Genomic DNA, 21,837 nt, shown 5'->3' on the forward strand with positions numbered 1-21,837 from the left:
ATCAGCGAGGGGAGTGGAAACAACATGTTTATTAATCCATCATCAGACACCAAACGCGACCGTATTCCCCCTAATCAGAAGCAGACGACAGGTTTTCCTGTCCTGCACTACGGGGAGGTTCCTGAATATACAGACCTGTCCACCGAGTGGAGCTTTCGTCTTTTCGGTCTCGTCGAAGAAGAAGTAACACTGACCTACGAACAAATGATGGCTTTGCCAAAAGGCGGCACGACCAACGATATTCATTGCGTTACAGGCTGGAGCAAGCTGGATAATGAATGGGAAGGTATTCCGGTCGAGGAAGTTCTGAAGCTGGTTAAGGTGAAGCCGGAAGCGAAGTACGTCATGCTGCACGCCGAGCACGGATGGACGGTGAACATTCCGCTTGTTGACTTCATGAAAAGCGGCAACCTGTTCGCTACGAAACATAACGGCGAGGATTTGACCCCAGAGCACGGCTGGCCGCTGCGTTTTGTTATCCCGCATCTCTACTTCTGGAAAAGCGCCAAGTGGGTGCGTGGGATTGAGTTTATGGAGAAAGACAAGCAAGGGTTTTGGGAGAAGAATGGGTATAATATGTATGGAGATCCTTGGAAAGAGCAGAGGTTTGCTTGGGATTGATTGGGGAAAAGAGGCGGTGATTATCCGCCTCTTTTTTGTTTTCATGGGCTTAGTCTTAGCGACACAAGTTTACACTTCGGCAAAAGCGCAAAATCATACCCATTCAAGTTTTAGGACAATAAATCAATTTCAAGATTACAAAATTAACATAGCCTTCCCCCGTGGAGAAATCCATGGTAACAAGCGATTTTACTACTTCCGATTATCTTCAGGAAGTAGCTGTAGATTTCATTCCGTCTGCATAGTGTTGCTTTGGATAAGATTATCGTATTAAGAGCAAAGTAACATCATGGTTCCACTTCAGGCCTGCAAACAAAAATGCGACGGTCTGAAAAATTATTCTCAGATTGACAATACAGCAAGGGGGTTCTTCAAGTGAAAAAGTTGAGAGTAATTATGTTAGCTTTAATGTTAACTGTAACAATGAGTTTAACTGCATTTGCTGAGACTGGTGGTACAGGTGCAGGGAACACAGGAGGAACAAACACCCCAAATACAGGTGTAGGCGTTACAGGAAATGGGGCACCCGCTAACACGGGTATTAATAACAACACGTACAGAACGACAGCAGTAGACACTGATTCAGACTGGGAATGGATAGGGTTGCTTGGATTAGCTGGTCTTTTTGGTTTGAGGGGAAGAAATAGAGAACGAAATCCACAGAAGTAACCAAAATCAACAACCCGTCCCTATTTTGAGGAGACGGGTTTGTTTAATTAATAATCTATAAATAGTTACATAAGTGATTCTTGTAACTACTCGGAATATTTTGTTTCGTCCCAATTAAAAGGAAAAATGATACCGTCCATCCCCTCAGATGAAAGGCTTCCAAGCGTACTCGTAGTCCCTTACCCGTATGTAAGACACGTTTATTAGGAATTGGAGATTTGAATAAATTGAAGGATTATAGGTACACCTTGGAACGGGACATCACTAAGCATCAAGACGCCCGGCTGGACTACATACGTATTTGAAGGCTGGAGTATGCCGTTGATAAAAAGATTGATAATCGATACGGTACCGGGGTCGAGAATTCCGGAAGTACTAAATTGTAGGGAGGCGTCGGCATTTGTATATACATTTTTTTGACCATCTGAAAAAGTTGTGTATTGAGAAATTACTGTCGTTAGCAGTCCAGGCGTACAGGGGCACGGCGGGCAGGGAAGACAGGGTGGACAGGTCGGGCAAGGTTGCCCGGGAAAAATATCAGGGCACCCGAGTGGCGGCATTACTGGGTAACAGGTGCTCAGATTATTAGATCGAGTCACTACTATTCTTTTACTGGTTTTTTGCTGCATGGTCTCCAGCCCTTTCTCATAGTAATGAAGATGTACAAGAATCTGAGGCTACAACATGTTCTTGACATGTTACTCTTTTATGGAATATTCCCCAGGCGTGTATCCTCTCCTGGGGAAATTCTTATTTACTTTCTGGTTGTCAGTTGATGACGAATTCTACGATCAATGGTGTTCCGCCGTTTTCGACATCACCGTCGGGAATTGTAATCGCCGTTGTTGTGACAGTGGAAGTGTTCCCTGACTGAAGTACCCCATTGATGTAGAGATTGTAAAAAGCAAACGAACCAGGGAATGCTGTAGCAGCAGCACCTGCATCATTCGTAAATGATGTTGCCGCAATGGCAAATGTTGCTCCAGTCCCTGTTCCAGCCCCCATCGTCGAAGTGAACCTGAGCGACGTCATAAATGGTTTGGTAATCGGCATTCAACCAACTCCTAAAAAATGGTAATGTAAGGAAAAACCTTACACTTTTTATTTAATGCGTAATGTTTTCTTCCCGAACCGTACAAACACCCTTTTAGGAAACCTATTTTAAGGAGACGGGTTTTCTTGGTTACTAACTTCTTAATCGTTTCACAAAGATATGTACGGTGATTCATGGAAAGAGCAGAGGTTGCATTGAGCTTACACTTCGTGACACCACTTTCGGTGCTTTCAGTGAGTAAAAAATAATCGGTAAATGGAAGTGTAGGATTTGGTAATGGGGAGGAAAATATTTACTCCTTACGGGTTGAAATCACTAATTAATTCAAAGTTAAACGATCCGCAGTTAAGTAGTTTTTCTGCGTCACGTTCTTAGATTATAATTATTTTAGGAAGGATAAAGGCTAATACTTAAAAAAGGATGGTGAGTCAATATGGTAGCCATCATATTTGTCCTATGCACCTTGGTGTTTTTATTGCTTGTATCATTATTAATTTTTAAAAAATATAAGAATCAAAAGGAAGTATTTTCCTATATTGTATTGGCTCTAATAATGTTACATCAAGCCATCGATTCGCTTAGGAAAATGCACCAATGATATCATTGAAACGAAACCATAAAGTGTGAAGTGTATAATCCTTCGTGAAACAAGGGGTTATTTTAGCTGGCTACAAAATAACCCATCCTTTTTTTGGATAAGACCCCAATTAGGTAGACATTGGCCTTTAGGCAGATAGCGGACGTCTGAATTCTACGGGCGTCCGCTTTTTTAATTTTCTTCGCGGCCGAAGGGAGACCCGTGAACGTCCCCCTATTCACTCAGGGCACCCCCGGCTGAGATAGTGGAAACCCGTTGCCACGGAGGATTCAAGCCACTATCTCGTTTTCCATCAGCATCAACAAGCGTCATAAAATTGCGAGGCACCTTCCTGTTTTACAGGAGGTGCCTCGGCGTATTATTTGATATATTCCATAACTTCAAAGGATTGAATCTTGCTGAAAGCGACATAATCTTTTCTAGAAGTAAATGGCCCCTTGTTAAAGTCCTTATCGAACATATATGTTTCTTTGCCACGTCCGTCTGCACGGCCATTGTACCAGTCGATGAAGTCCTGTACTTCGGGTGCAGTTAGCTCAAATTCTTTCTCGAGACCACTGATCATTTTAATAACTAGTAGAGCTTTGTCGCCGGTTGGATTAGGTTCAGGGTTAGGCTCAGGATTGGGCTCTGGTTCTGGTGATTCACTAATTTTTGCCATCATTTCCATTTCTCCAATTGTGACAAATTTGGAGGAACCGTTGTTCTTTGTTACGTTTATGCGATATTCGAGATACTCAGTGTCGTTATCAAAAGTGAATTCCTTTTTTTGACCCATTACCCAATCTTTAATGTTAGAACGTGTATCTAAAATTATCCAATCTGTGCCATTCCTACCCTCGAAAGTCCAATCTGTAGGGAGTTCCAATAGGTTATCAGTATTATTAACCCGAGGCTTTATCGTATACTTTTGAATCTTAGTTGGAGCAGAGAACTCATATGAAACCCATCCATAAAGCGTACTTTGAGCACTAGACCAACCATAGTCTGCATCTGAATCATTAAAAACATTAAAAGGTTGGTGGTTGTTCACGCTCCATATACTACTTGAACGTACTACACCGCTTGGTGAATTATTACTCGTCATCTTAGGAACTAAATCATTGGTATAATGATCTTCCGCATGACCAATGCTTTGACCAGCAAATAAAATGGCAGTGATTAGACCCATACATACAATAAGCTTACTGCACGTCTTTACAAAAATCATAAGATCCTCCTTGAACTGTTAAAAAATGGATAATTCAACTTGGTGATATATATACAATTAGATGATTTGGGCAAAATAGTAAAAGGAATAAAGGAACAGTAAGCTAAGATGTTCTTATAGAGTTCAAAAGTAAAAACCAGTCCCTGTTTTAAGGAGACGGGTTTGATTGTTTAATAATCACTTAATGGTTACACAAGTATATGCACGGTGCCCCGTAGAAAGAGCAGAGGTTTGCTTGGGATTGATTGGGTAAAAAGTGGAGAGGCCTCCTTATTTTTAGGGGGGCCTCATCGCGTTATTTAGTATATTCCATCACTTCAAAGGATTGAATCTTGCTAAATGCTACATAATCTTTTCTAGAAGTAAATGGCCCCTTGTTAAAATCCTTATCGAACATATATGTTTCTTTGCCACGTCCGTCTGCACGGCCATTATACCAGTCGATGAAGTCCTTTACTTCGGATGCAGTTAAATCAAATTCTTTCTCAAGTCCACTGATCATTTTAATAACAAGAAGTGCATTGTCCCCAGTTGGTTCTGGATCTGGATCAGTACCTGGATCAGTACCTGGATCAGTACCAGAATTGTTCTTCTCAAACATCTCCAGTTCAGCAATAATGCTAGCGTTACCTTGGGCAAATACAGATGCTGTAATGTTGAGGCGGTACTTAATATAGGAGTTATCGTTACTAAATGAGAATTCTTGCTTTTTGGATGGGATAGTATACCAATTTTTGATGTTTACTTGCTTATCGAGTTGAACCCAATCTGTACCATCCCAGCCCTCAAAAGTCCAATTTGCTGGCGCAGTATTCTCATTCCAATAAGTAATGGAGTACTTTTCGATTTTTTGGGGAGTTGGAAACTCATATTCTAGTGCTCCAGGAAGTACAGTAGCATACCAAGCTGTATTAGGATTACCGTCAAAGGCTTTCCATGGATAAAAAGCATCCCAAAGTTTGGAGGTAGAAGAAGCATGACCAGAAGGTGTAGTTTCCCCAGTCATAACGGGAATTACGTTATCTGTATACTCATCATCTGCCGCTTGTACGAAACTATGACCAGAAAAAATAATGCCTAACATTAAAACCAGTGCTAAAACATTTCGAGTACCTTTCCATCTTCTTTTTACAAAATTCATAAAAACCTCCTTGAACTGTTAAATATGGATAATTTCACATAGAAATATATTACAGTTCGTTAAATTGAGCAAAACAGTAAAAGGAATAAATTCAAATCAAAGGAATAATCGGTTAAAAAATTCATTACATGTTCAAAAAATAGCAAACCCGTCCCTGTTTTAAGGGAACGGGTTTGCTTGGGATTGACCATACAAGAAGAGCAGATTCACATTCACACCTAAGCAGCCATATCATGATCAAAGACATTTGCAATGTATACATCACATGCATTTTTTAACCTGTATTTATGTTTTGAGTGAAGCATTTCGATCAGGAATGACTGCCTGTATTCCTGTAAGAAAGGGTGAATCCAATTTGGCCTGCCCGTTTTTTCAGCCCGCAGTCGAATATAATACGGGAGGAACATCTCCTTCCAGCATTACTTCTGCCGATTTTAACAAAGACGGTCGCATCGATTTGGCCGTAGTGGACAGTGGGTCCAATGATGTTTCTATTCTTCTGAACAATGGGTCCGGCGTATTTTCCGTGTCACAAACGATCCCCTTCAGTACTTTGTTTCCCGGGTCTTTACTAGGTCAAATTGTAGCAGCTGATTTAAATGGAGATGGTTCTATCGATTTGGCTGTTACAGATCAATCCTCCAATAACCGGGTTTTTATCCTTTTAAATATGGGGGACGGCACTTTTGCTGCACCTGTAGCCTATAGTACCGGTGTATTTCCTGCTGTTTCCGAATCTTTTGCGATTGCTGTAGGTGACTTTGATGGTGTGAACGGTTTGGACTTGGCTATAGCAAATAGGGGCCAACTTGCAGGAACTAGTTTTATTACTGTCTTGTTGAATGATGGATCAGGTGTATTTAGTATGGCTCCAGGGAGTCCTTTTGACACAAACCCAGGATTGGCCCCAACTGATATTGTAGCGGCTGACTTTAATGGAGATGGCAACCTTGATCTGGCCACTGCCAATCGAGACACCAATGATGTAACAGTTTTTAGAGGGAATGGAAACGGTACGTTTCAAACTCCTGGAGTGAGTTTCTCTGTACTTCCCGGCGGCTCATCCCCCAGTAGCCTTGTATCTGCTGACTTAAATGGTGATGGGTTTATTGATATTGCTGTCGCAAATAACGCAACGAGTAATGTAACCGTTTTTCTAAACAATGGATTAGGTTCTTTTACAGAAGCAGCAGGAAGTCCCTTTTCCTTGGGTACTGATGCGTTTCCTTTTGATATAACAGCAGCTGACTTTAATTGTGATGGAGTCATTGATTTGGCTACCCCAAATGCAGGTTCTGATAACGTTTCTATTCTCATAAACAACGGGTCAGGAGGGTTCTCGACTCCCTTTCAGTTCCCTACAGGAGCAGGTCCGCTCAGCATTACAGTAGCTGATTTTAACGAAGACGGAAGAATTGACATCGCTACTGCAAACGAGGATTCGAGCAATGTTTCTGTTTTGCTCAATGGCTGCGTGCAGCCACCAACCTGCCCACCTGACATGGTAGTACCTTGCCCTATTGTAAACTATCCAACACCTGTTGCGACCTGCCCCGGAGTCACTGTTACCTGTTCTCCGCCTTCTGGCTCGCTTTTTCCAGTGGGAGATACTGTTGTCACCTGTACGGCACAAGATATATTTGGGAATACGGAAGCATGTTCCTTTACCATCACGGTGATTGACGAACCTCCAACCATCACTTGCCCTGAGGATATCACAGTCCCTGTTTTACCTGGGCAAACCTCCGCTACTGTTACCTATGAAGTCACTGCCACTGATACTTGTGGGGTAACCTCAATTACTTGCCATGGGATGACACGGCCTTTTTCCCCTCCTGCCCCAATTGCAGTTGCCACTTTTACCATGGACTTTCCTGTAGGGATGACGATGCTCACCTGTACAGCAAGGGATCAGTCAGGAAATACGGCCTCTTGCAGCTTTGTGGTTACCGTCACTTCTGGAGTCTCGAATAGTATTCAGCCAGAAATCATTCGCGTAAAAAAAGTGTATGATTGGGTAGTCATTCAATCTAATTTTAGGCTCATACTGGATCTAAATAACAGTCGTGATGATCAAGGTAAAAAATGATGGAACCCGTCTCCTTACAAAGGGACGGGTTTTCTTCGTTGTTTATGGCTTACTGGATCCTGCTTCATTTCTTTAATCGGTATGGAACCGTAGCAATTTTTACATCTTGGCGGGCGAATAAATATGCCCGGATTAATAAACTCGTTTGGTTATGAAGTAAGTTATGCCACCAGCGCTTGGTAATAAACTGCGGTATCATGACGGTAACATGATCCGTTTCTGCTTTTTTCCACTCAACCGTGTCTATAAACTTAAACAAAGGTCTTATAATACTGCGATAATGGGAACGCAAGACAATCAAACGTACTCCGGGATTCCAGATCTCCCATTTTTCCTCCATTTTTTTCATGTCTTCATCATTGAACCCGATGTAGACTGCGACAATGTCGTCTGACAAGGATTGCGCATAACTAATGGTGTTTTTCACCACCTGCGAAATCCCCGCCACAGGAATAACGATGACACTCCCTTTGGGTTCGGGTTTGTCTGTTTCCATATCAAGTCGTAGCTCATTTGCCAAATCTCTATAATGCTGATTTATCTTCCTAAAAATGAAAATGACGATAGGAAGGAACACAAAAATCGGCCATACCTGCGAGAGTTTTGTAATGAAAAAGATCAGGCAAATCGTAAGGGTCGTTAGCATTCCTAACGTATTAATAACAAAAGGTGTGAACCATCCACGGGGCTTTTTGGAAATCCAGCGTTTCATCATTCCTGCTTGTGACAAGGTAAACGGGATAAAAACACCAAGCGCATATAAAGGGATTAAGTTTTCCGTTTCTCCTTTAAACGCAATCACTAATAGTGCTGAAAGAATGGCCAAGAAAATAATCCCGTTTGAAAACCCAAGACGATCTCCTCGAACCATGAACATATTTGGCATGAATCTGTCCTTGGCTAACATAAAGGCGAGTAAAGGAAAGGCTGCAAAAGCGGTATTAGCCGCCAGGAATAAAATAAGCGCTGTAACAGCCTGAATCGCGTAATACATAATTCCTCGTCCAAAAACTGTAGAAGCAATTTGAGATACTACTGTTTCCTTTGGAGTCGGTGAAATACCATACAAATAAGCCAAAAGGCTAATGCCCATGAACATAACTCCGAGGATAAGTCCCATCATGATAAGCGTTAATGCAGCATTTTTCGGTGCGGGGTCCCGAAAGTTGGGAATGGCATTGGATACGGCTTCTACCCCTGTTAATGCCGAACACCCTGAACTAAATGCTCTCAATAGAAGGAATAAAGTTATTCCTGGAACAACCGCCCCATATTCTGGGGGATGAGCTTGAACATTTCCCACCATCCATTGATATCCGCCGCTAATAATTAAGACGAGAATTGCGACAACAAACAAATAAACCGGATACATTAAAATCGTTGCCGATTCTGTGATTCCACGTAAATTTAATACCGTTACGATAGCAATCATGAACAGAGCAATAAGAACGCGATGTTCATGTAGGACTGGGAATGCCGAAGTAATAGCGTCTGTAGAAGCAGAAGTACTAACAGCAACCGTTAGAATGTAGTCCACGAGCAACGAGCCACCAGCAACCAGTCCCGTAGTGGTTCCTAAATTGTCCTTTGCGACAATGTATGCTCCACCACCAGTTGTATAAGCAAAGATGGTTTGGCGGTAAGACATAATGAGGATGGTTAACAGACCAACAACCGCAATGGAAATGGGAATTGAGTACCACATTGCTACTGCACCCAGAGTAATTAACACGAGGAGAATCTGTTCTGTTCCGTAAGCGACAGAAGATAGAGCATCAGATGAAAGAACCGCCAAAGCTTTTACTTTATTTAACTTTTCTGCAGCAAGTTCACTTGATTTCATAGGTCTACCGAGTAAAAATCGCTTGAATTCTGAGATCATGTGTATTCCCCTATCTGCCATTTCCCGTTAGTTTTCCCTCTCCCGCAATAAAATTACTCAACCATAATCAATGACTCGGCGCAAAACGGTTCTTGTCCTTTCGCTATATGCTTTTTCTATAGGAAGAAGGAACTTGTATACTTGATGATCGAATAATTCAAATACCATAATGTCAAAACTAAAAATTGACATGACACCAACTAGATGAGGGGTGTTCCTGATGACAACAAGTAAAACGAATCCGAAGGTTGATGAATTTTTAAGCAAGGCAAAAAAGTGGAAGGCAGAATACGAGAAGTTGAGAAGTATTGTGCTTGACTGTGAGCTGACCGAAGATTTTAAGTGGATGCATCCCTGTTACACGTTTGAGAAAAAAAACATCGTTTTAATACATGGATTTAAAGAATATTGTGCACTACTGTTTCAAAAAGGTGCCTTGTTAAAAGATCCACACGGGATTCTCATTCAACAAACGGAGAATGTACAGGCTGCCCGCCAGATCCGGTTCACCAATGTGGAAGAAATCATGGAAATGGAATCTATTTTGAAGGCCTATATTCAAGAAGCCGTTGAAGTTGAAAAAGCCGGTTTGGAAGTGAACTTTAAAAAGCATGAAGAATACAGCATTCCTGAAGAATTTCAAAATAAATTGGATGAAATGCCTGCCTTGAAAACTGCTTTTGAAGCATTGACTCCGGGACGGCAAAGAGCCTACCTTCTCTATTTTTCAGCACCCAAACAAGCCAAAACGCGCGAGGCAAGGGTTGAAAAATGTATGCAGCAAATTCTCGAGGGAAAGGGATTAAATGATTAAGAGGCGGAAACTACCGCCTCTTTTTCGTGCTTCGCCATACAGGTCGTTGCCTTTTGCAAAAAAAATAGTAAGAAAACCGAACCTTTTTCCGATCGAGAGACAATATAGGGTGTAAGCTGCTTACTCAGGAGGGCCCTCTGAATGAAAAATGAAGAGATGTACCAATTACTTATACAAATGAAAGAGGGTGATCAACAGGCGTTTCATACGATGTATGATGCCACTTTTCAGGACGTGTACCGGACCGTCTCCTTTCTGGTGGATCACAAGCAGGATCGGGAAGATGTCATGAATGAAATTTATATGCAAATGTGGACCTCACTTCCAAATTACGATACGAACCGCCCTTTCCAGTTCTGGCTGCATGGCCTGGTAATCCGTCAAGTACAGAGATTTCGGGTCAAGAGCTGGAGGAGATTCCGCATATTTGAACGCATCCGTGCCTTCTCCCACGAAGAGTCTTATTGGGATGAACATACCGCGTTGATGGATGCCACAAACCAAATGATATCCCAGTCCATACGAAAGCTGACCGACAAACAGCGGGCAGTGATTATCTTTCGCTTTTATCACGACTATACTCTTGAGGAAATTGCGACTTTGCTCGATATTCCGCTAGGTACAGTCAAGTCCAGATATCATGCTGGCCTCCAGGCGCTTCGAAAATACTTAGGGAATCTCCCCCTGGAAAGGATGGAAAAGATCAATGACTATTGAACGCAAAATCCGTGAACATCTGCACGAAGAGGCAGAAACGATGGAGTGCCCGCCGGCCATTTCCAAACGAATCGAACAATCCTATTCTCACTATTTGCAACGAAAAAGGAGTGAAATAACGATGAAAAAACGCTTGATTGGTGGAATTGTTGCTGCTGCGATTTTGATTCCAACCGCAGCATTTGCGGCCCCTGTTGTAATTGACATGCTTACTCGAGCACCAATGACTTCTGAACAAGTCAAGCTGGATGAGGCTGGAAAAGCGACACTTGAGAAGCTGTATCTGGCCATTCCCGAAACGAAATCGTTTGAGATTATGAAAGCAAGCTACCTTGGAGACCCCAATGATTCAACCAAAAAGGTCCAACTAAGCATCGTCCTTCAGGAAAAAGGCGGAACTGGCAAAAAGATTACCCTCCATACAAACGGTATTACGGATGAGATTCAAGACCTGACGCAAGAGAATTGGGAGCCTAAGGAGAAACCGCTCATTACTTTACCCGATCAGGAAATCAAGGGGAAGGTAGATCAGCTTATTGATAAATTGTACGGCAACATCAAAGATTACGAGGTTGCCATGGAGCAAATGGAGAATCCAGATGAAAAAACATTTATTTTGAATTACACCAAGAAGGGATCAGAGGGAGAGGGTTACCAAGTATTTGTTCAGGGGAATACAATTAGTCTTGCTCGAGTAGATTTTGAACCATCAAACAATAAAGTAGAGGGCTTTTTCTCTTTGAATGGTAAGCCTGATTATAGCGCTGATTCCATTTTAAACGATGAAAAACTGCTTGCTTTACTAAAAATGAGCGCGACAGAGTTAAAAGAAGAACTAGCCAAAGGGAAAACTGTTGTTGAGATTGCAGCATCTAAAAATGTCTCGAGACAACAAGTGATCGATGTGATTGGAAGAACAATGGCTGAAGGACAACTTCAAGACGGAAAAAATAAAGTAACGATCAGCGATGAATTACTGAAACAAATGATAAAAAGCAGTGAACAAAAAATCATACCCATAATTGAACACAAAACGGAAACAGAATGGAAGTAATAGAGAAGAGGCGGGGAACCGTCTCTTTTTTCGTCAAAAATAAAGTTGTGCTTCCGCCTACGGGAAGATTCATCATGGCTACGTATACTGTAACGTACTATTTTGACTTCGCGCTTAAGTCAATCGAAAGGAGAGGTCGACCGTGGCAATTGGACAGACGACTCGGGTCAGTTTGCCGTACCCCTCAACATGGGAAATTCAAGCGAGCTTCGGTGGAAGACCCACTACGTTGGGCACATTGATGATTTCCAATGTCGTAAATGGCAGGGTCAGTGGAACCGTTAATTTCCGTGGTACTCCGATTCCCATACAAGGAAGTTGGGATGAGAGGTCCAGGCAAATCACGATTGAATCACCTTATGCCAATTTTGTTGGCACCTTTGCTTACAAAGACGAGCCAACACTTGGGTTGCGACATTATGTATTACGAGGAACGGTTCGAATGAAGCCCCCATCTGTGCGGGCAGGAGAAGTGGGAACATGGACGGCTGTTACGAATTTGCCGCTGTAAGGAAATAGGAGGGTCTTATCTACCGATGGATAGGGCCTTTTTTTAAATTCCATAAGAGTGAGGCACCTTCCTGTTAGAAGAAGGTGCCTCCTTTTGTGATTTGTGGCCACAGGTGATAGCTTATTGCGTGATTCCGAGCATTTGCTTCATATCTTCTTGGGCATCGCCAATCAACTGAATATGGAACAAGTCTTGCAATACTTGCAGAACACCCGGTTGAATGAACTCAGGCAATTTTGGACCGATCCGTATATCCTGTATCCCCAGGCTAAACAGACCAAGCAGAATGGCAACCGCTTTTTGTTCAAACCAGGAAAGAACGATACTTACCGGCAACTCGTTCACTTCACACTCGAAGGCATCGGCTAATGCAGCCGCAATCGTAATGGTAGAAACCGAGTTATTGCACTGTCCCAAATCGATATATCGTGGGATGTCGGTACCTGGCACGGTGCCGAAATCTACATCGTTAAAACGGAATTTTCCGCAGGAGGTCGTAAGAATGACTGTTTCTGGCGGTAAGGACGTAGCCAATTCACGGTAATACTCGCCTCCCTTGCCAGGAGCGTCACAACCAGCGATGACGAAGAAGCGTTTGATCTTTCCTTCCTTGACTGCCTGAATAATTTCAGGGGCAATACCGAGGACCGTTTTGTGATGATACCCGGTCGTCAATGTCAGTTCCGATTCGATGGAAACCTCAGGAAGAGACAATGCTTTTTCAATGAGCGGTGCAAAATCGTTTTCTACAATTTTCGTCACATTTTCCAAACCGGTTATATCATACGAAAAGAAACGATCAGCGTAGCTGCCTCGAATAGGCATCACACAGTTTGTTGTAGCCAGGATGGCGCCTGGAAATTTCTCAAACAACTGGCGTTGATCGTACCATGCTTTCCCGATGTTCCCTTTCAAATGAGGATATTTCTTCAGTGCGGGATAGCCATGTGCAGGCAGCATTTCGGAATGTGTATACACATTGATTCCTTTGCCCTCTGTCTGTTTTAACAGCTCTTCGAGAGCAAACAGATTGTGTCCCGTAACAACGATGCATTTTCCTTCTATTTTATTTTGCGAGACGGTGATTGGCTGTGGCACTCCGAAATGATCTGTATGGGCCCGATCCAAAAGCTCCATGACTTTTATCGCGGCTTTCCCTACTTTCATAGCCATTTGCAAATGTTCATTCAAGTTAAAATTCACATTCGTCAATGTAAAATAAAGAGCTTCCTGTGTAATCCCATCCACTTCAGGATCGATATATCCCAGTTGTCGAGCATGTGTGGCATAAGCTGCAATTCCTTTTAAAGCAAAAATAATTGTATCCTGAATACTCGCAAGATCTTCATTCTTTCCGCAAACGCCGATGACCTTACAACCACCTGATGGAGTCTGTTCACATTGATAACAAAACATGTATAATTCACTCCTTCGATTCAAGATTTCGCTTTGATTATAAGCGGATTGCCTGGAAGGAGCTGTGATTAAAATCACAACGAAACCAAACTTTGCCTCTTATCATAGTGGATGAAGAAGATTTCCCAAGTGAGGGGTGTTGTTTATGGTACGAAAATGGCAGTTGCCATTACAGACGTTAAGTCTTACGGTCGGTTTCATGGTATGGGTCATTCTGTCATCGCTTATGCCTTTTATCAAAGAAACCGTACCCATGAGTGCAAGCGAAGTGGCGTGGGTGACAGCGATTCCTGTTCTTTTAGGATCGTTGCTGAGAATCCCTGTTGGATATTGGAGTAACCGATTTGGGGCGAGGATATTATTTAGCATAAGCTTTCTCTTGCTGCTGGCTCCTGTTTTTTATATTAGCCAGGCGACCACTTATACAGATTTGTTAATCGGCGGGTTATTTATAGGGATAGGCGGAGCGGTGTTTTCTGTTGGTGTTACGTCTCTACCTAAATACTATCCGAAAGAAAAGCATGGTTCTGTAAACGGAATCTACGGTATGGGGAATATTGGTACAGCGATCACCACTTTTTCAGCGCCAGTTCTGGCTAAATCGTTTGGATGGGCAACTACTGTACAGATGTTCATGTTATTGCTTGTGGGATTCGCCGTTCTAACCTTCTTGATGGGGGATAAAAACGAACCTAAGGTAGTGACTCCTCTCGGTCAGCAGATAAAGAGTGTCTACAAAAACGAAAAGCTATGGTTAATCAGCTTGTTCTACTTTATTACGTTTGGTTGCTTCGTCGCTTTCACCGTGTATCTCCCGAATTTTTTAGTGAGCCATTTCCAACTGGATAAAGTAGATGCAGGTATGAGAACGGCAGGGTTCATTCTTTTGGCGACACTTGCGAGACCAGTGGGAGGTTGGCTAGGTGATAAGTGGAACCCCTTCAAGGCATTGATGATTGTGTTTGCCGGGCTCGCCTTGTCTGGTATTGTCTTATCGTTTTCGCCATCGATCTTGATGTATACGGTAGGATGCTTGTTGGTAGCGCTATGTGCCGGAATTGGTAACGGTGCTGTGTTTAAATTAGTGCCGATGTATTTCTCACGACAAGCGGGGATTGTGAACGGAATCGTATCTGCCATGGGGGGATTAGGAGGATTTTTCCCGCCGTTGATCTTAACGATGCTGTTTAATCTGACCGGGCATTACGCGATTGGTTTCATGGCGTTATCTCAGTTTGCGCTGGTAAGCTTGGTCTTGGTAATGTGGATGTTTTATCAAGAGAAGCTGCAGCTCGCCGCAACCATTATGGAAAAGACGGGAGAGGCGATACTGATTACCGATACACGTGGAGTCATTAAAAGTGCGAACCATGCTTTTACGAAAGTGACCGGTTATGAAATGAATGAAGTGATTGGCAAGTCTCCCAATATTTTAAAATCTGGCAGGCAGAATGCCGATTTCTATCAAAAGATGTGGGATTCGATCAAGAAGAATGGCTATTGGCAAGGAGAGATCTGGAATCGCCGGAAGAATGGAGATCAGTATCTCCAATGGCTAACGATCAGTGCGATACTGGACGATGCAGGAGACGTCGAGTACTATGCTGGCATGTTCAGCGAGCTCGCAGAGCAAAGACATGGATAAAGAAGCTTGAATCACTCATGAAAAAAAGTCTTGGACGGACAAGTCCAGGACTTTTTTTATACAGGAGGTATGAAGACTTTGCTCACATTTGGCAAATATCTGGAGGGCAGTCATCACAATAAATCGCCTCTTTTAAATAGGCAAGGTCTTTAATCAAGATATGCCCGTGCGGAAGCAAATCGATGGAATCCTGTTTTTTTAGATCGGAAAGCATTCGGTTGACACTTTCTCGTGTCAGACCAATGAATTGTGCCAAGTCACGATTGGTAAGGGAAAGGTCGATGAGGATTCCGTCGGGGTGTGGCTTGCCGTACGTGTTACTCATGCGGATGAGCGTTGAATACAAGGCGCCGATTTTGCCATTGAGTAACAAATCGCGAAATTTGGACTGCATCCGCCTGTTCATCAATCCCATCCAACGCAGGAAGTCTACACAAAATTGACCGTTTTTGATGAGCATTTTTTCCAACGCTTGTCGCGGGATGATCCATATCTCACCCTCCATCAACATGGTGCCTGTGGAGGTGTACGTCAATTCCTGTTCGAAGAGACCGGAGACGCCGACGAGCTCTCCTGCACCAAATACTTGCAGTGTTAATTCTTTTCCATCGTTTGTGTTTTTTGTGAGCTTGATTTGGCCAGACGAAATTAAGAATAGCTGATCGGCTCTTTCGCCATCCATAAACAGAACGGCTCCGGGAACAAAGCTTTTCCGAACAGAAAACGTTTCAAGGCTATTCACAAAATCGGAAGAAATCTGCTCGACAAAGGTTGTGCCATTTCCGGTCATGTGGTCCCCCCTAAACCAAGGATACATAGGTAACTCATTATATCATCCGAAATCGATGGTTGGGGGTAGGAAAATCGTCCTGATTGTGGCAAGGGTGTGAGGTAAATCACAACCCGGGTTACGAGCCGTTGCTACAATGGTCTCGAGCGAAAGGAAAAAATGAGCAGCAGCAGGGAGGGTGTTGTATGAACTATCTATTTGCTTCCAAAGTGGCGAAGCGTGCTTTTATCATCATTGCTTGCTTGTTCGTCCTAAGTTACGTGGGAACACGTTTTTTCACGCATATTGATTTGGCGCTTTACGGGTATATGGTGGGGACTCTTGTCTTTATCGGAGGTTTCCTTTATCGATTTTCTGCGTGGGCAGACCGCCCGCCAACGAATGTCATTTTGAAAAAGGGGCTGCGTCTTCTCTTTCGTAAAAGCACGGCGAATACAGCCGTGGATCATCTGGCCATCTATCGCTTTATTTGGAATCGGGGATGGTATCGCTGGACACAGCACATTTTGCTGGGATGGGGATGCATCTTGGCCGCGTTTGTCACCTTTCCGTTAGTGTTTGGCTGGATGTATTTCACGATGACAGACAATGGCTACTATCAGGTCGTGTTCATGGGTGTGGATGTTCTTACCGTACAAGCGGATGGCTGGGTTGCCTTTCTCTTTTACAACGCGTTGAACATTACGGCTTTTATGGTCATCGGTGGAGCAGTCATGGCATTGTATCGCAGATTTAAGAATATGCAGGCACGGGCTGAACAATCCTTTGTCTACGACTTTTTGCCATTATATCTGCTGCTGTTTATCAGCGTGACAGGCTTGATGCTAACTGCAAGCAACATGTTCTTAGGGGGCTTTGGGCACCCGGTCATATCCGTCACTCATCAATTTGCAGTGATTGTGACATTGATTTATCTGCCATTCGGAAAACTGGCTCACATACCGTTCCGTCCCATGAGTGTGTTCGCTCGCAATTATCGCGAGCACTATGGCGAGCAGGAAATGAAAAAGTGCAAAGTGTGCAGCAAAGAGTTTGTTTCTGCGGAACAGTCGGCAGATGTAATCAACGTGCTGGGTAAAAACGAAATGGCTTTTCAAATGGAAGAAGGTTTCCACTTGGCTGAACTTTGCTTGCCGTGCCGCAGAAAATACCGGATGTTCCGCTTCACAGGAGTTCCTACGCACGAGATCAATGCCAGGGAGGCAAATCAACATGCCAAAGGATAAATTTTTTAAAGTAATTGAAAACAAGGTACATCCCAATGAGAAATTGGTCAGCACACACTGCAGCTACTGCGGTATGCAATGCGGGATGAACCTGCGTGTAGATACAACGACGAACAAGATTATCGGAGTGGAGCCACGGTACGATTTCCCTGTCAATCTGGGGAAGATGTGCCCAAAAGGGGTAACGGCTTATCAGCAAGTGAATCATCCGGATCGGATACAGCGGCCGTTGATTCGAACAGATGCTTCATTAAAAGGCACGGCGGAAGGTTTTCGGGAAGCGTCATGGGAGGAAGCACTTGACTTGATCGTTTCCAAGTTCAAGGAGTTGCAGCACAACTATGGCAAAGATACCTTGTCTGTTTACTCTGGCGTTTCCATGACGAACGAAAAATGCTACCTCACGGGTAAGTTTGCGCGGGTCGCCTTGCAAACCCGCTATATCGACTACAATGGCCGCTTCTGCATGTCCTCGGCTGCGGCAGGATTGAATCGAAGCTTGGGGATTGACCGAGGTTCTACCATTCCCTGGACGGACATTCACCAAACAGACTGCTTGTTCTTGGCCGGATCAAACGCGGCTGAGTGTCACCCAACCAGCATGTTTCGTATTTGGGAAGTGCAAAATCGAGGCGGCTATCTGATCGTAGCCGATCCAAGGGAAACACCTTTGGCACGTCGCGCTGATATCCATCTGGATCTGCGGCCCGGTACAGATTTGGCGCTGGCAAACGGAATCGTTCATCTCCTGATCAAGAACGGGCATATCGATGAAGACTTTATTCGAAATCATACGAATGGTTTTGAAGAAACAAAAGAAGTGGTTGCTACCTTCACACCGGAGTATGTCAGCGAAATAACAGGGGTTTCGGTGGAGAAGATTGTGCGGGCTGCCGACATTTTCGGTAGGGCACCCAATGCGATTGTGATGTTCTGCCGTGGTGTGGAACAGCAGTCGAAAGGGACAGACAACGTATCGGCCTATACCAACATGTCGCTCGTCACAGGCAAGATTGGCCGACCAAAATCAGGTGTGGCAACCCTTACTGGTCAAGGAAACGGTCAGGGGGGGCGGGAACACGGGCAAAAAGCCGATCAATTGCCTGGCTACCGCAAGCTCGACAATCCTGAACATGTACGTGAAATAGCGTGTGCCTGGGGCATTCCCGTGGAAGAGATGCCGCAGAAAGGCGTCTCTGCCTACGAGATGTTCCAGCTCATGAAGGATAAAACCATTCGCAGCTTATACTTACTCTGCTCCAATCCGGTTGTAAGTGCGCCAAATCTAAACCATGTCCGGGAGTCCCTGAAAAGTCTGGATTTTATGGTTTGCTGCGACTTTTACTTGTCCGAATCGGCTGAATACGCCGATGTCGTTCTTCCCGTTACGACTTGGGCAGAGGACGATGGAACGACAACCAATCTCGAAGGACGCATCATTCGTCACCGTCAGGCACAGGAATGGTTTGCCGAATCCAAGCCTGACTGGTGGATTCAGATAGAAATCGCCAATAGAATGGGGCGCGGACAATTCTTTACTCACTTGAAGTCTCCCCAGGATATTTTCAATGAAATACGTCAGGTTTCCAAAGGCGGAATAGCTGACTATTATGGGGTCACCTACGAGAAAATTGATCAAAACAATGGTGTTTTCTGGCCGTGCCGCGAGGAAGTCGACGAGGGGCAGCCGCATTTATTCCTGGATAAAAAATTTTATCACCCGGATGGAAAAGCCAAAATATGTGCGCTGCCTTACCGCCCGCCAGCGGAGGAGCCGGATGAAGAATATCCTTTGCGGTTAACGACGGGACGAGTTGTGTTCCATTATTTGTCCGGGAACCAGACAAGACGAATCCCGTTTTTGAAGGACATGTATCCTGATCCTCTGCTAGAGGTTCACCCAAAAACAGCGACACGTTACGGTATTGAACACGATGAGCTGGTCACTCTGAAAACGAGAAGAGGCGAGGCGCAGTACCGTGTGAAAGTTATCGAGGCGATTCGAGAGGATACGGTGTTTGTTCCATACCACTGGGGAAAAGAGCAGTCTATCAATCTGTTGACCAACCCGGCATTGGACCCTTACAGCAAAATGCCTGAGTTTAAAGCGTGCGCCGCGAAAATCATCAAGCACAAACATGGAGGAGTTCGCCATGGGTAAACAAGTCTTATACATCGAAATGGATAATTGCATCGGTTGTCGAAGCTGCTTGGCGGCGTGTACACAGTGTGGAGGTCATGACAACCGAAACCGAAACTACGTACTGGATGTGGACCCGTTTATCAGCAGACAAACGATTCCGCTGATGTGCTTCCATTGTGTCAATCCTGCTTGCGCCCGCAGCTGTCCTGCTCAAGCGATTCAAATCGCAGATAATGGGGCCGTATTGTCAGCCTTGGTAGAAAAATGCATCGGTTGTCAAAATTGCACGATTGCTTGCCCCTATGGGATTCCTAAATTTGATGAAGAACAGAATCTCATGTACAAATGCGATCTATGCTACGACCGTACGAAAGAGGGAATCCCGCCGATGTGTGCTTCGGTTTGCCCGACAAACACCTTGCAGTGGATTGAGGAAGCAGAGCTGGAAGAAAAACGGGCACAGATTCCTTTGGCTAATGGCAAATGGACTGCCAGCCACGACCCGGATGTGCTCGAAGGCGAAACCAATGTGAAAATTAGCCTGCCTGGCATTCTGCAGGGCAAACAGAAGCTATTCTAGAGGGGAGATATACCTTATGGAGAACGAGAAAACCCGCCCCATTCCGTTGAAGGATGACAATTATACCCATAACATCAATCGTTCCAATGAGCGCAGTCTGGATCGACGGAGTTTTATGAAAACAATGGTAGGAGCAGCAGGTCTTTTCGCGGCATCTACTCTGCCATGGGGGGCATTAGCTGCCAAAGAGCTGATGAGTTCATCCAGCAAGTCGTATCCCACACAAAAAATTGCGAATCTCAGCGATATAAAACCCGGAGATGCGATCGAGTTTGCTTATCCAGGAGAGCATGACAGCGCGTTGTTCGTATATGTGAAGGAAAAGGAATACAAGGCGTATCAAAATGCGTGTACCCATCTGCGTTGTCCGGTATTTTGGGATCGAGATGAGAAAGAGCTGCTATGTCCTTGCCATCATGGGAAATTTGATATCGCTACAGGTAAGCCGCTCGCTGGTCCCCCAAGAAGACCACTTCCGGAAATTGTGCTTCAAGAGAAAGATGGAGCCGTATACGCTGTAGGGGTGAAGAGTTATGAAGAGCAGCTATAGAGGTGTCATCCTATTAGCATTGATCTTGTTCGCCAGCATTGTTTGCACCCAGTACACAGTCAATATGTATTTCGCCCAGCGATATATGGAGGTGCTTTTGCTCAGCGGTGCAACGGTAGTGTTGTTCCCACTGGCATGGATGGTATTGAGAAAAGATCAGCGAGACCGAAGAGAACAAGGGAAATAATCCGGGGAAGGAAGTGTGATCAGTTGCGATGAATCCTAGTAAGCGAACGATTGCCGAGCTTCACCAGGAGCTGCCTGCCTTAGTGGATAAAAAAATGGGGATACTCATTCAAGATTTGGCGGATGATGCCGAACCACACAGTCCGGCTCTCTTGGAAAGGCAGCTGGCAAAATGGGAGATCACGGAGGATGAGGAGCATCTGCGACTCTATTTTAATCCTTGTCAGTTTGTAGCGATTCCCATCCAGAATGGACCGGTTGTTTTTTCGCAAGACGGTGACTGTATTCGAATGGTTGCTAGGGACAACCGGGGACAGCTAGCATATCATATTTCTTTTGGTAACTGACTCCCACTAGTAGATGGAGGGATTGTAATGGGACCACCGCCTATAGGATGTATGGGGATGATGCAGGAGTTTGAAGGGAGAAGGAAGCTGTGTCCGGCTCTGGAAAAACTGAAAGAAGAACACCTATCATTAGCTGAGCAGATGAATGAGCTCGTACATCTAGCAAATAACCTGAAATCTACTGCCGAACCTACGAAAAGAAAGAAAGGCTTAACAAAGCTTCATGAGCTGGCGTCCTCGTTTCGGGCGGAACTGGAGAAACACTCCAGACGCGAGGAAGAAGACCTGTATCCCCTGATGGCTAACTATATCGAACGGGAAATGGGACCGATTGCTGTCATGGAGGAAGAGCATGATCTTATTCATGAAAGTCTGATGTCGTTCATGCGAATCGTAGAAAAGGAAAAATCTGAACCTGTTGAAGTAGAAGCTGTCCACACCCATTTGCTGAAATCAATCGAAATACTCATGGAACATTTCTTTAAAGAAGAGAGTGTACTGTTCCCGATGGCAGAATACGTATTGAGTGACGCAGAGAAAGAGCAGTTGCGAGTACTGTTTCAAGATTAGAAATCATGTAGCCCTCCTACTGGT

At 44.2% G+C, this 21,837-nt stretch carries 22 protein-coding genes; 15 read left to right on the plus strand and 7 right to left on the minus strand.

Features of this window, described 5'->3' with window-relative positions; translation table 11 throughout:
• The first annotated feature begins 24 nt into the window (after positions 1–24).
• Together KB186_RS09955 and KB186_RS09960 are read left to right on the plus strand one after the other, a co-directional pair.
• On the plus strand, positions 25–621 hold the full coding sequence (locus KB186_RS09955; protein WP_047074928.1) for a sulfite oxidase-like oxidoreductase: 597 nt from the start codon (positions 25–27) through the stop codon (positions 619–621).
• 375 nt (positions 622–996) lie between these two features.
• Positions 997–1,290, plus strand: a complete 294-nt coding sequence (locus KB186_RS09960; protein WP_173610084.1) for a WGxxGxxG family protein — start codon at positions 997–999, stop codon at positions 1,288–1,290.
• Positions 1,291–1,493: 203 nt separating this feature from the next.
• Here the strand turns inward: KB186_RS09960 and KB186_RS09965 are convergent, their stop codons facing one another.
• The 4 genes from KB186_RS09965 to KB186_RS09980 all read right to left on the minus strand — a co-directional run bounded on the left by KB186_RS09965 (position 1,494) and on the right by KB186_RS09980 (position 5,293).
• Positions 1,494–1,919, minus strand: coding sequence for a DUF4183 domain-containing protein (locus tag KB186_RS09965; protein WP_370646664.1), 426 nt, complete (start codon positions 1,917–1,919; stop codon positions 1,494–1,496).
• A 139-nt stretch (positions 1,920–2,058) separates the two neighbouring features.
• Complete coding sequence (locus KB186_RS09970; protein ID WP_221867906.1) at positions 2,059–2,343, minus strand: DUF4183 domain-containing protein; 285 nt, start codon at positions 2,341–2,343, stop codon at positions 2,059–2,061.
• Between the two features lie 957 nt (positions 2,344–3,300).
• The gene (locus KB186_RS09975) at positions 3,301–4,152 is read right to left on the minus strand and encodes a discoidin domain-containing protein (RefSeq protein WP_229088154.1); all 852 of its coding nucleotides are present in this window, start codon (positions 4,150–4,152) and stop codon (positions 3,301–3,303) included.
• A gap of 295 nt (positions 4,153–4,447) precedes the next feature.
• Positions 4,448–5,293 (minus strand): discoidin domain-containing protein, encoded by an 846-nt coding sequence (locus tag KB186_RS09980; protein WP_232773514.1) that lies wholly within the window; start codon positions 5,291–5,293, stop codon positions 4,448–4,450.
• 265 nt (positions 5,294–5,558) lie between these two features.
• On the opposite strand from KB186_RS09980, the gene KB186_RS09985 reads away from it, so the two are divergent.
• A complete protein-coding gene (locus KB186_RS09985) occupies positions 5,559–7,382 on the plus strand; it encodes an FG-GAP-like repeat-containing protein (protein ID WP_232773515.1) in 1,824 nt (607 codons plus the stop codon).
• 64 nt (positions 7,383–7,446) lie between these two features.
• Here the strand turns inward: KB186_RS09985 and KB186_RS09990 are convergent, their stop codons facing one another.
• Positions 7,447–9,264 (minus strand): APC family permease, encoded by a 1,818-nt coding sequence (locus tag KB186_RS09990; RefSeq protein ID WP_232773516.1) that lies wholly within the window; start codon positions 9,262–9,264, stop codon positions 7,447–7,449.
• Between the two features lie 220 nt (positions 9,265–9,484).
• On the opposite strand from KB186_RS09990, the gene KB186_RS09995 reads away from it, so the two are divergent.
• The 4 genes from KB186_RS09995 to KB186_RS10010 all read left to right on the plus strand — a co-directional run bounded on the left by KB186_RS09995 (position 9,485) and on the right by KB186_RS10010 (position 12,360).
• On the plus strand, positions 9,485–10,078 hold the full coding sequence (locus tag KB186_RS09995; protein WP_232773517.1) for a YdeI/OmpD-associated family protein: 594 nt from the start codon (positions 9,485–9,487) through the stop codon (positions 10,076–10,078).
• Between the two features lie 141 nt (positions 10,079–10,219).
• Positions 10,220–10,795: a sigma-70 family RNA polymerase sigma factor gene (locus KB186_RS10000; RefSeq protein WP_173610089.1), complete on the plus strand. Its 576-nt coding sequence runs from the start codon at positions 10,220–10,222 to the stop codon at positions 10,793–10,795.
• Entirely contained in the window at positions 10,785–11,849 is a 1,065-nt protein-coding gene (locus KB186_RS10005) for a hypothetical protein (protein ID WP_232773518.1), read from the plus strand. Before KB186_RS10000 ends, KB186_RS10005 begins: the two co-directional genes overlap by 11 nt.
• A gap of 142 nt (positions 11,850–11,991) precedes the next feature.
• Entirely contained in the window at positions 11,992–12,360 is a 369-nt protein-coding gene (locus KB186_RS10010; RefSeq protein ID WP_173610091.1) for a hypothetical protein, read from the plus strand.
• A 120-nt stretch (positions 12,361–12,480) separates the two neighbouring features.
• Here KB186_RS10010 and hcp read toward each other — a convergent pair whose 3' ends face one another.
• Positions 12,481–13,776, minus strand: a complete 1,296-nt coding sequence (hcp, locus tag KB186_RS10015; protein ID WP_232773519.1) for a hydroxylamine reductase — start codon at positions 13,774–13,776, stop codon at positions 12,481–12,483.
• A 145-nt stretch (positions 13,777–13,921) separates the two neighbouring features.
• Here hcp and KB186_RS10020 point away from each other — a divergent pair, with 145 nt between their 5' ends.
• On the plus strand, positions 13,922–15,421 hold the full coding sequence (locus KB186_RS10020; protein ID WP_173610093.1) for a nitrate/nitrite transporter: 1,500 nt from the start codon (positions 13,922–13,924) through the stop codon (positions 15,419–15,421).
• A gap of 82 nt (positions 15,422–15,503) precedes the next feature.
• Here the strand turns inward: KB186_RS10020 and KB186_RS10025 are convergent, their stop codons facing one another.
• Positions 15,504–16,211 carry a Crp/Fnr family transcriptional regulator gene (locus KB186_RS10025; protein ID WP_232773520.1) on the minus strand — a complete coding sequence of 236 codons (708 nt, stop codon included), beginning with the start codon at positions 16,209–16,211 and terminating at the stop codon, positions 15,504–15,506.
• A gap of 185 nt (positions 16,212–16,396) precedes the next feature.
• On the opposite strand from KB186_RS10025, the gene KB186_RS10030 reads away from it, so the two are divergent.
• The 7 genes from KB186_RS10030 to KB186_RS10060 are packed head-to-tail and all read left to right on the plus strand — an operon-like array spanning position 16,397 to position 21,813.
• Positions 16,397–17,437 (plus strand): hypothetical protein, encoded by a 1,041-nt coding sequence (locus KB186_RS10030; RefSeq protein ID WP_173610095.1) that lies wholly within the window; start codon positions 16,397–16,399, stop codon positions 17,435–17,437.
• Positions 17,424–19,598 carry a molybdopterin oxidoreductase family protein gene (locus tag KB186_RS10035; protein WP_232773521.1) on the plus strand — a complete coding sequence of 725 codons (2,175 nt, stop codon included), beginning with the start codon at positions 17,424–17,426 and terminating at the stop codon, positions 19,596–19,598. The genes KB186_RS10030 and KB186_RS10035 overlap by 14 nt, the downstream gene beginning before the upstream one ends.
• Entirely contained in the window at positions 19,591–20,160 is a 570-nt protein-coding gene (locus KB186_RS10040; RefSeq protein WP_088909171.1) for a 4Fe-4S dicluster domain-containing protein, read from the plus strand. The genes KB186_RS10035 and KB186_RS10040 overlap by 8 nt, the downstream gene beginning before the upstream one ends.
• A 16-nt stretch (positions 20,161–20,176) precedes the next feature.
• Positions 20,177–20,710 carry a Rieske (2Fe-2S) protein gene (locus KB186_RS10045; RefSeq protein ID WP_173610097.1) on the plus strand — a complete coding sequence of 178 codons (534 nt, stop codon included), beginning with the start codon at positions 20,177–20,179 and terminating at the stop codon, positions 20,708–20,710.
• Positions 20,694–20,897, plus strand: a complete 204-nt coding sequence (locus KB186_RS10050; protein ID WP_048034491.1) for a hypothetical protein — start codon at positions 20,694–20,696, stop codon at positions 20,895–20,897. The genes KB186_RS10045 and KB186_RS10050 overlap by 17 nt, the downstream gene beginning before the upstream one ends.
• A gap of 28 nt (positions 20,898–20,925) precedes the next feature.
• Positions 20,926–21,243, plus strand: coding sequence for a hypothetical protein (locus KB186_RS10055; protein ID WP_232773522.1), 318 nt, complete (start codon positions 20,926–20,928; stop codon positions 21,241–21,243).
• 57 nt (positions 21,244–21,300) lie between these two features.
• A complete protein-coding gene (locus KB186_RS10060) occupies positions 21,301–21,813 on the plus strand; it encodes a hemerythrin domain-containing protein (protein ID WP_229088150.1) in 513 nt (170 codons plus the stop codon).
• The last annotated feature ends 24 nt before the right edge of the window (positions 21,814–21,837 follow it).

The organism is Brevibacillus sp. AF8, assembly GCF_021270385.1.
Classification (GTDB): domain Bacteria; phylum Bacillota; class Bacilli; order Brevibacillales; family Brevibacillaceae; genus Brevibacillus.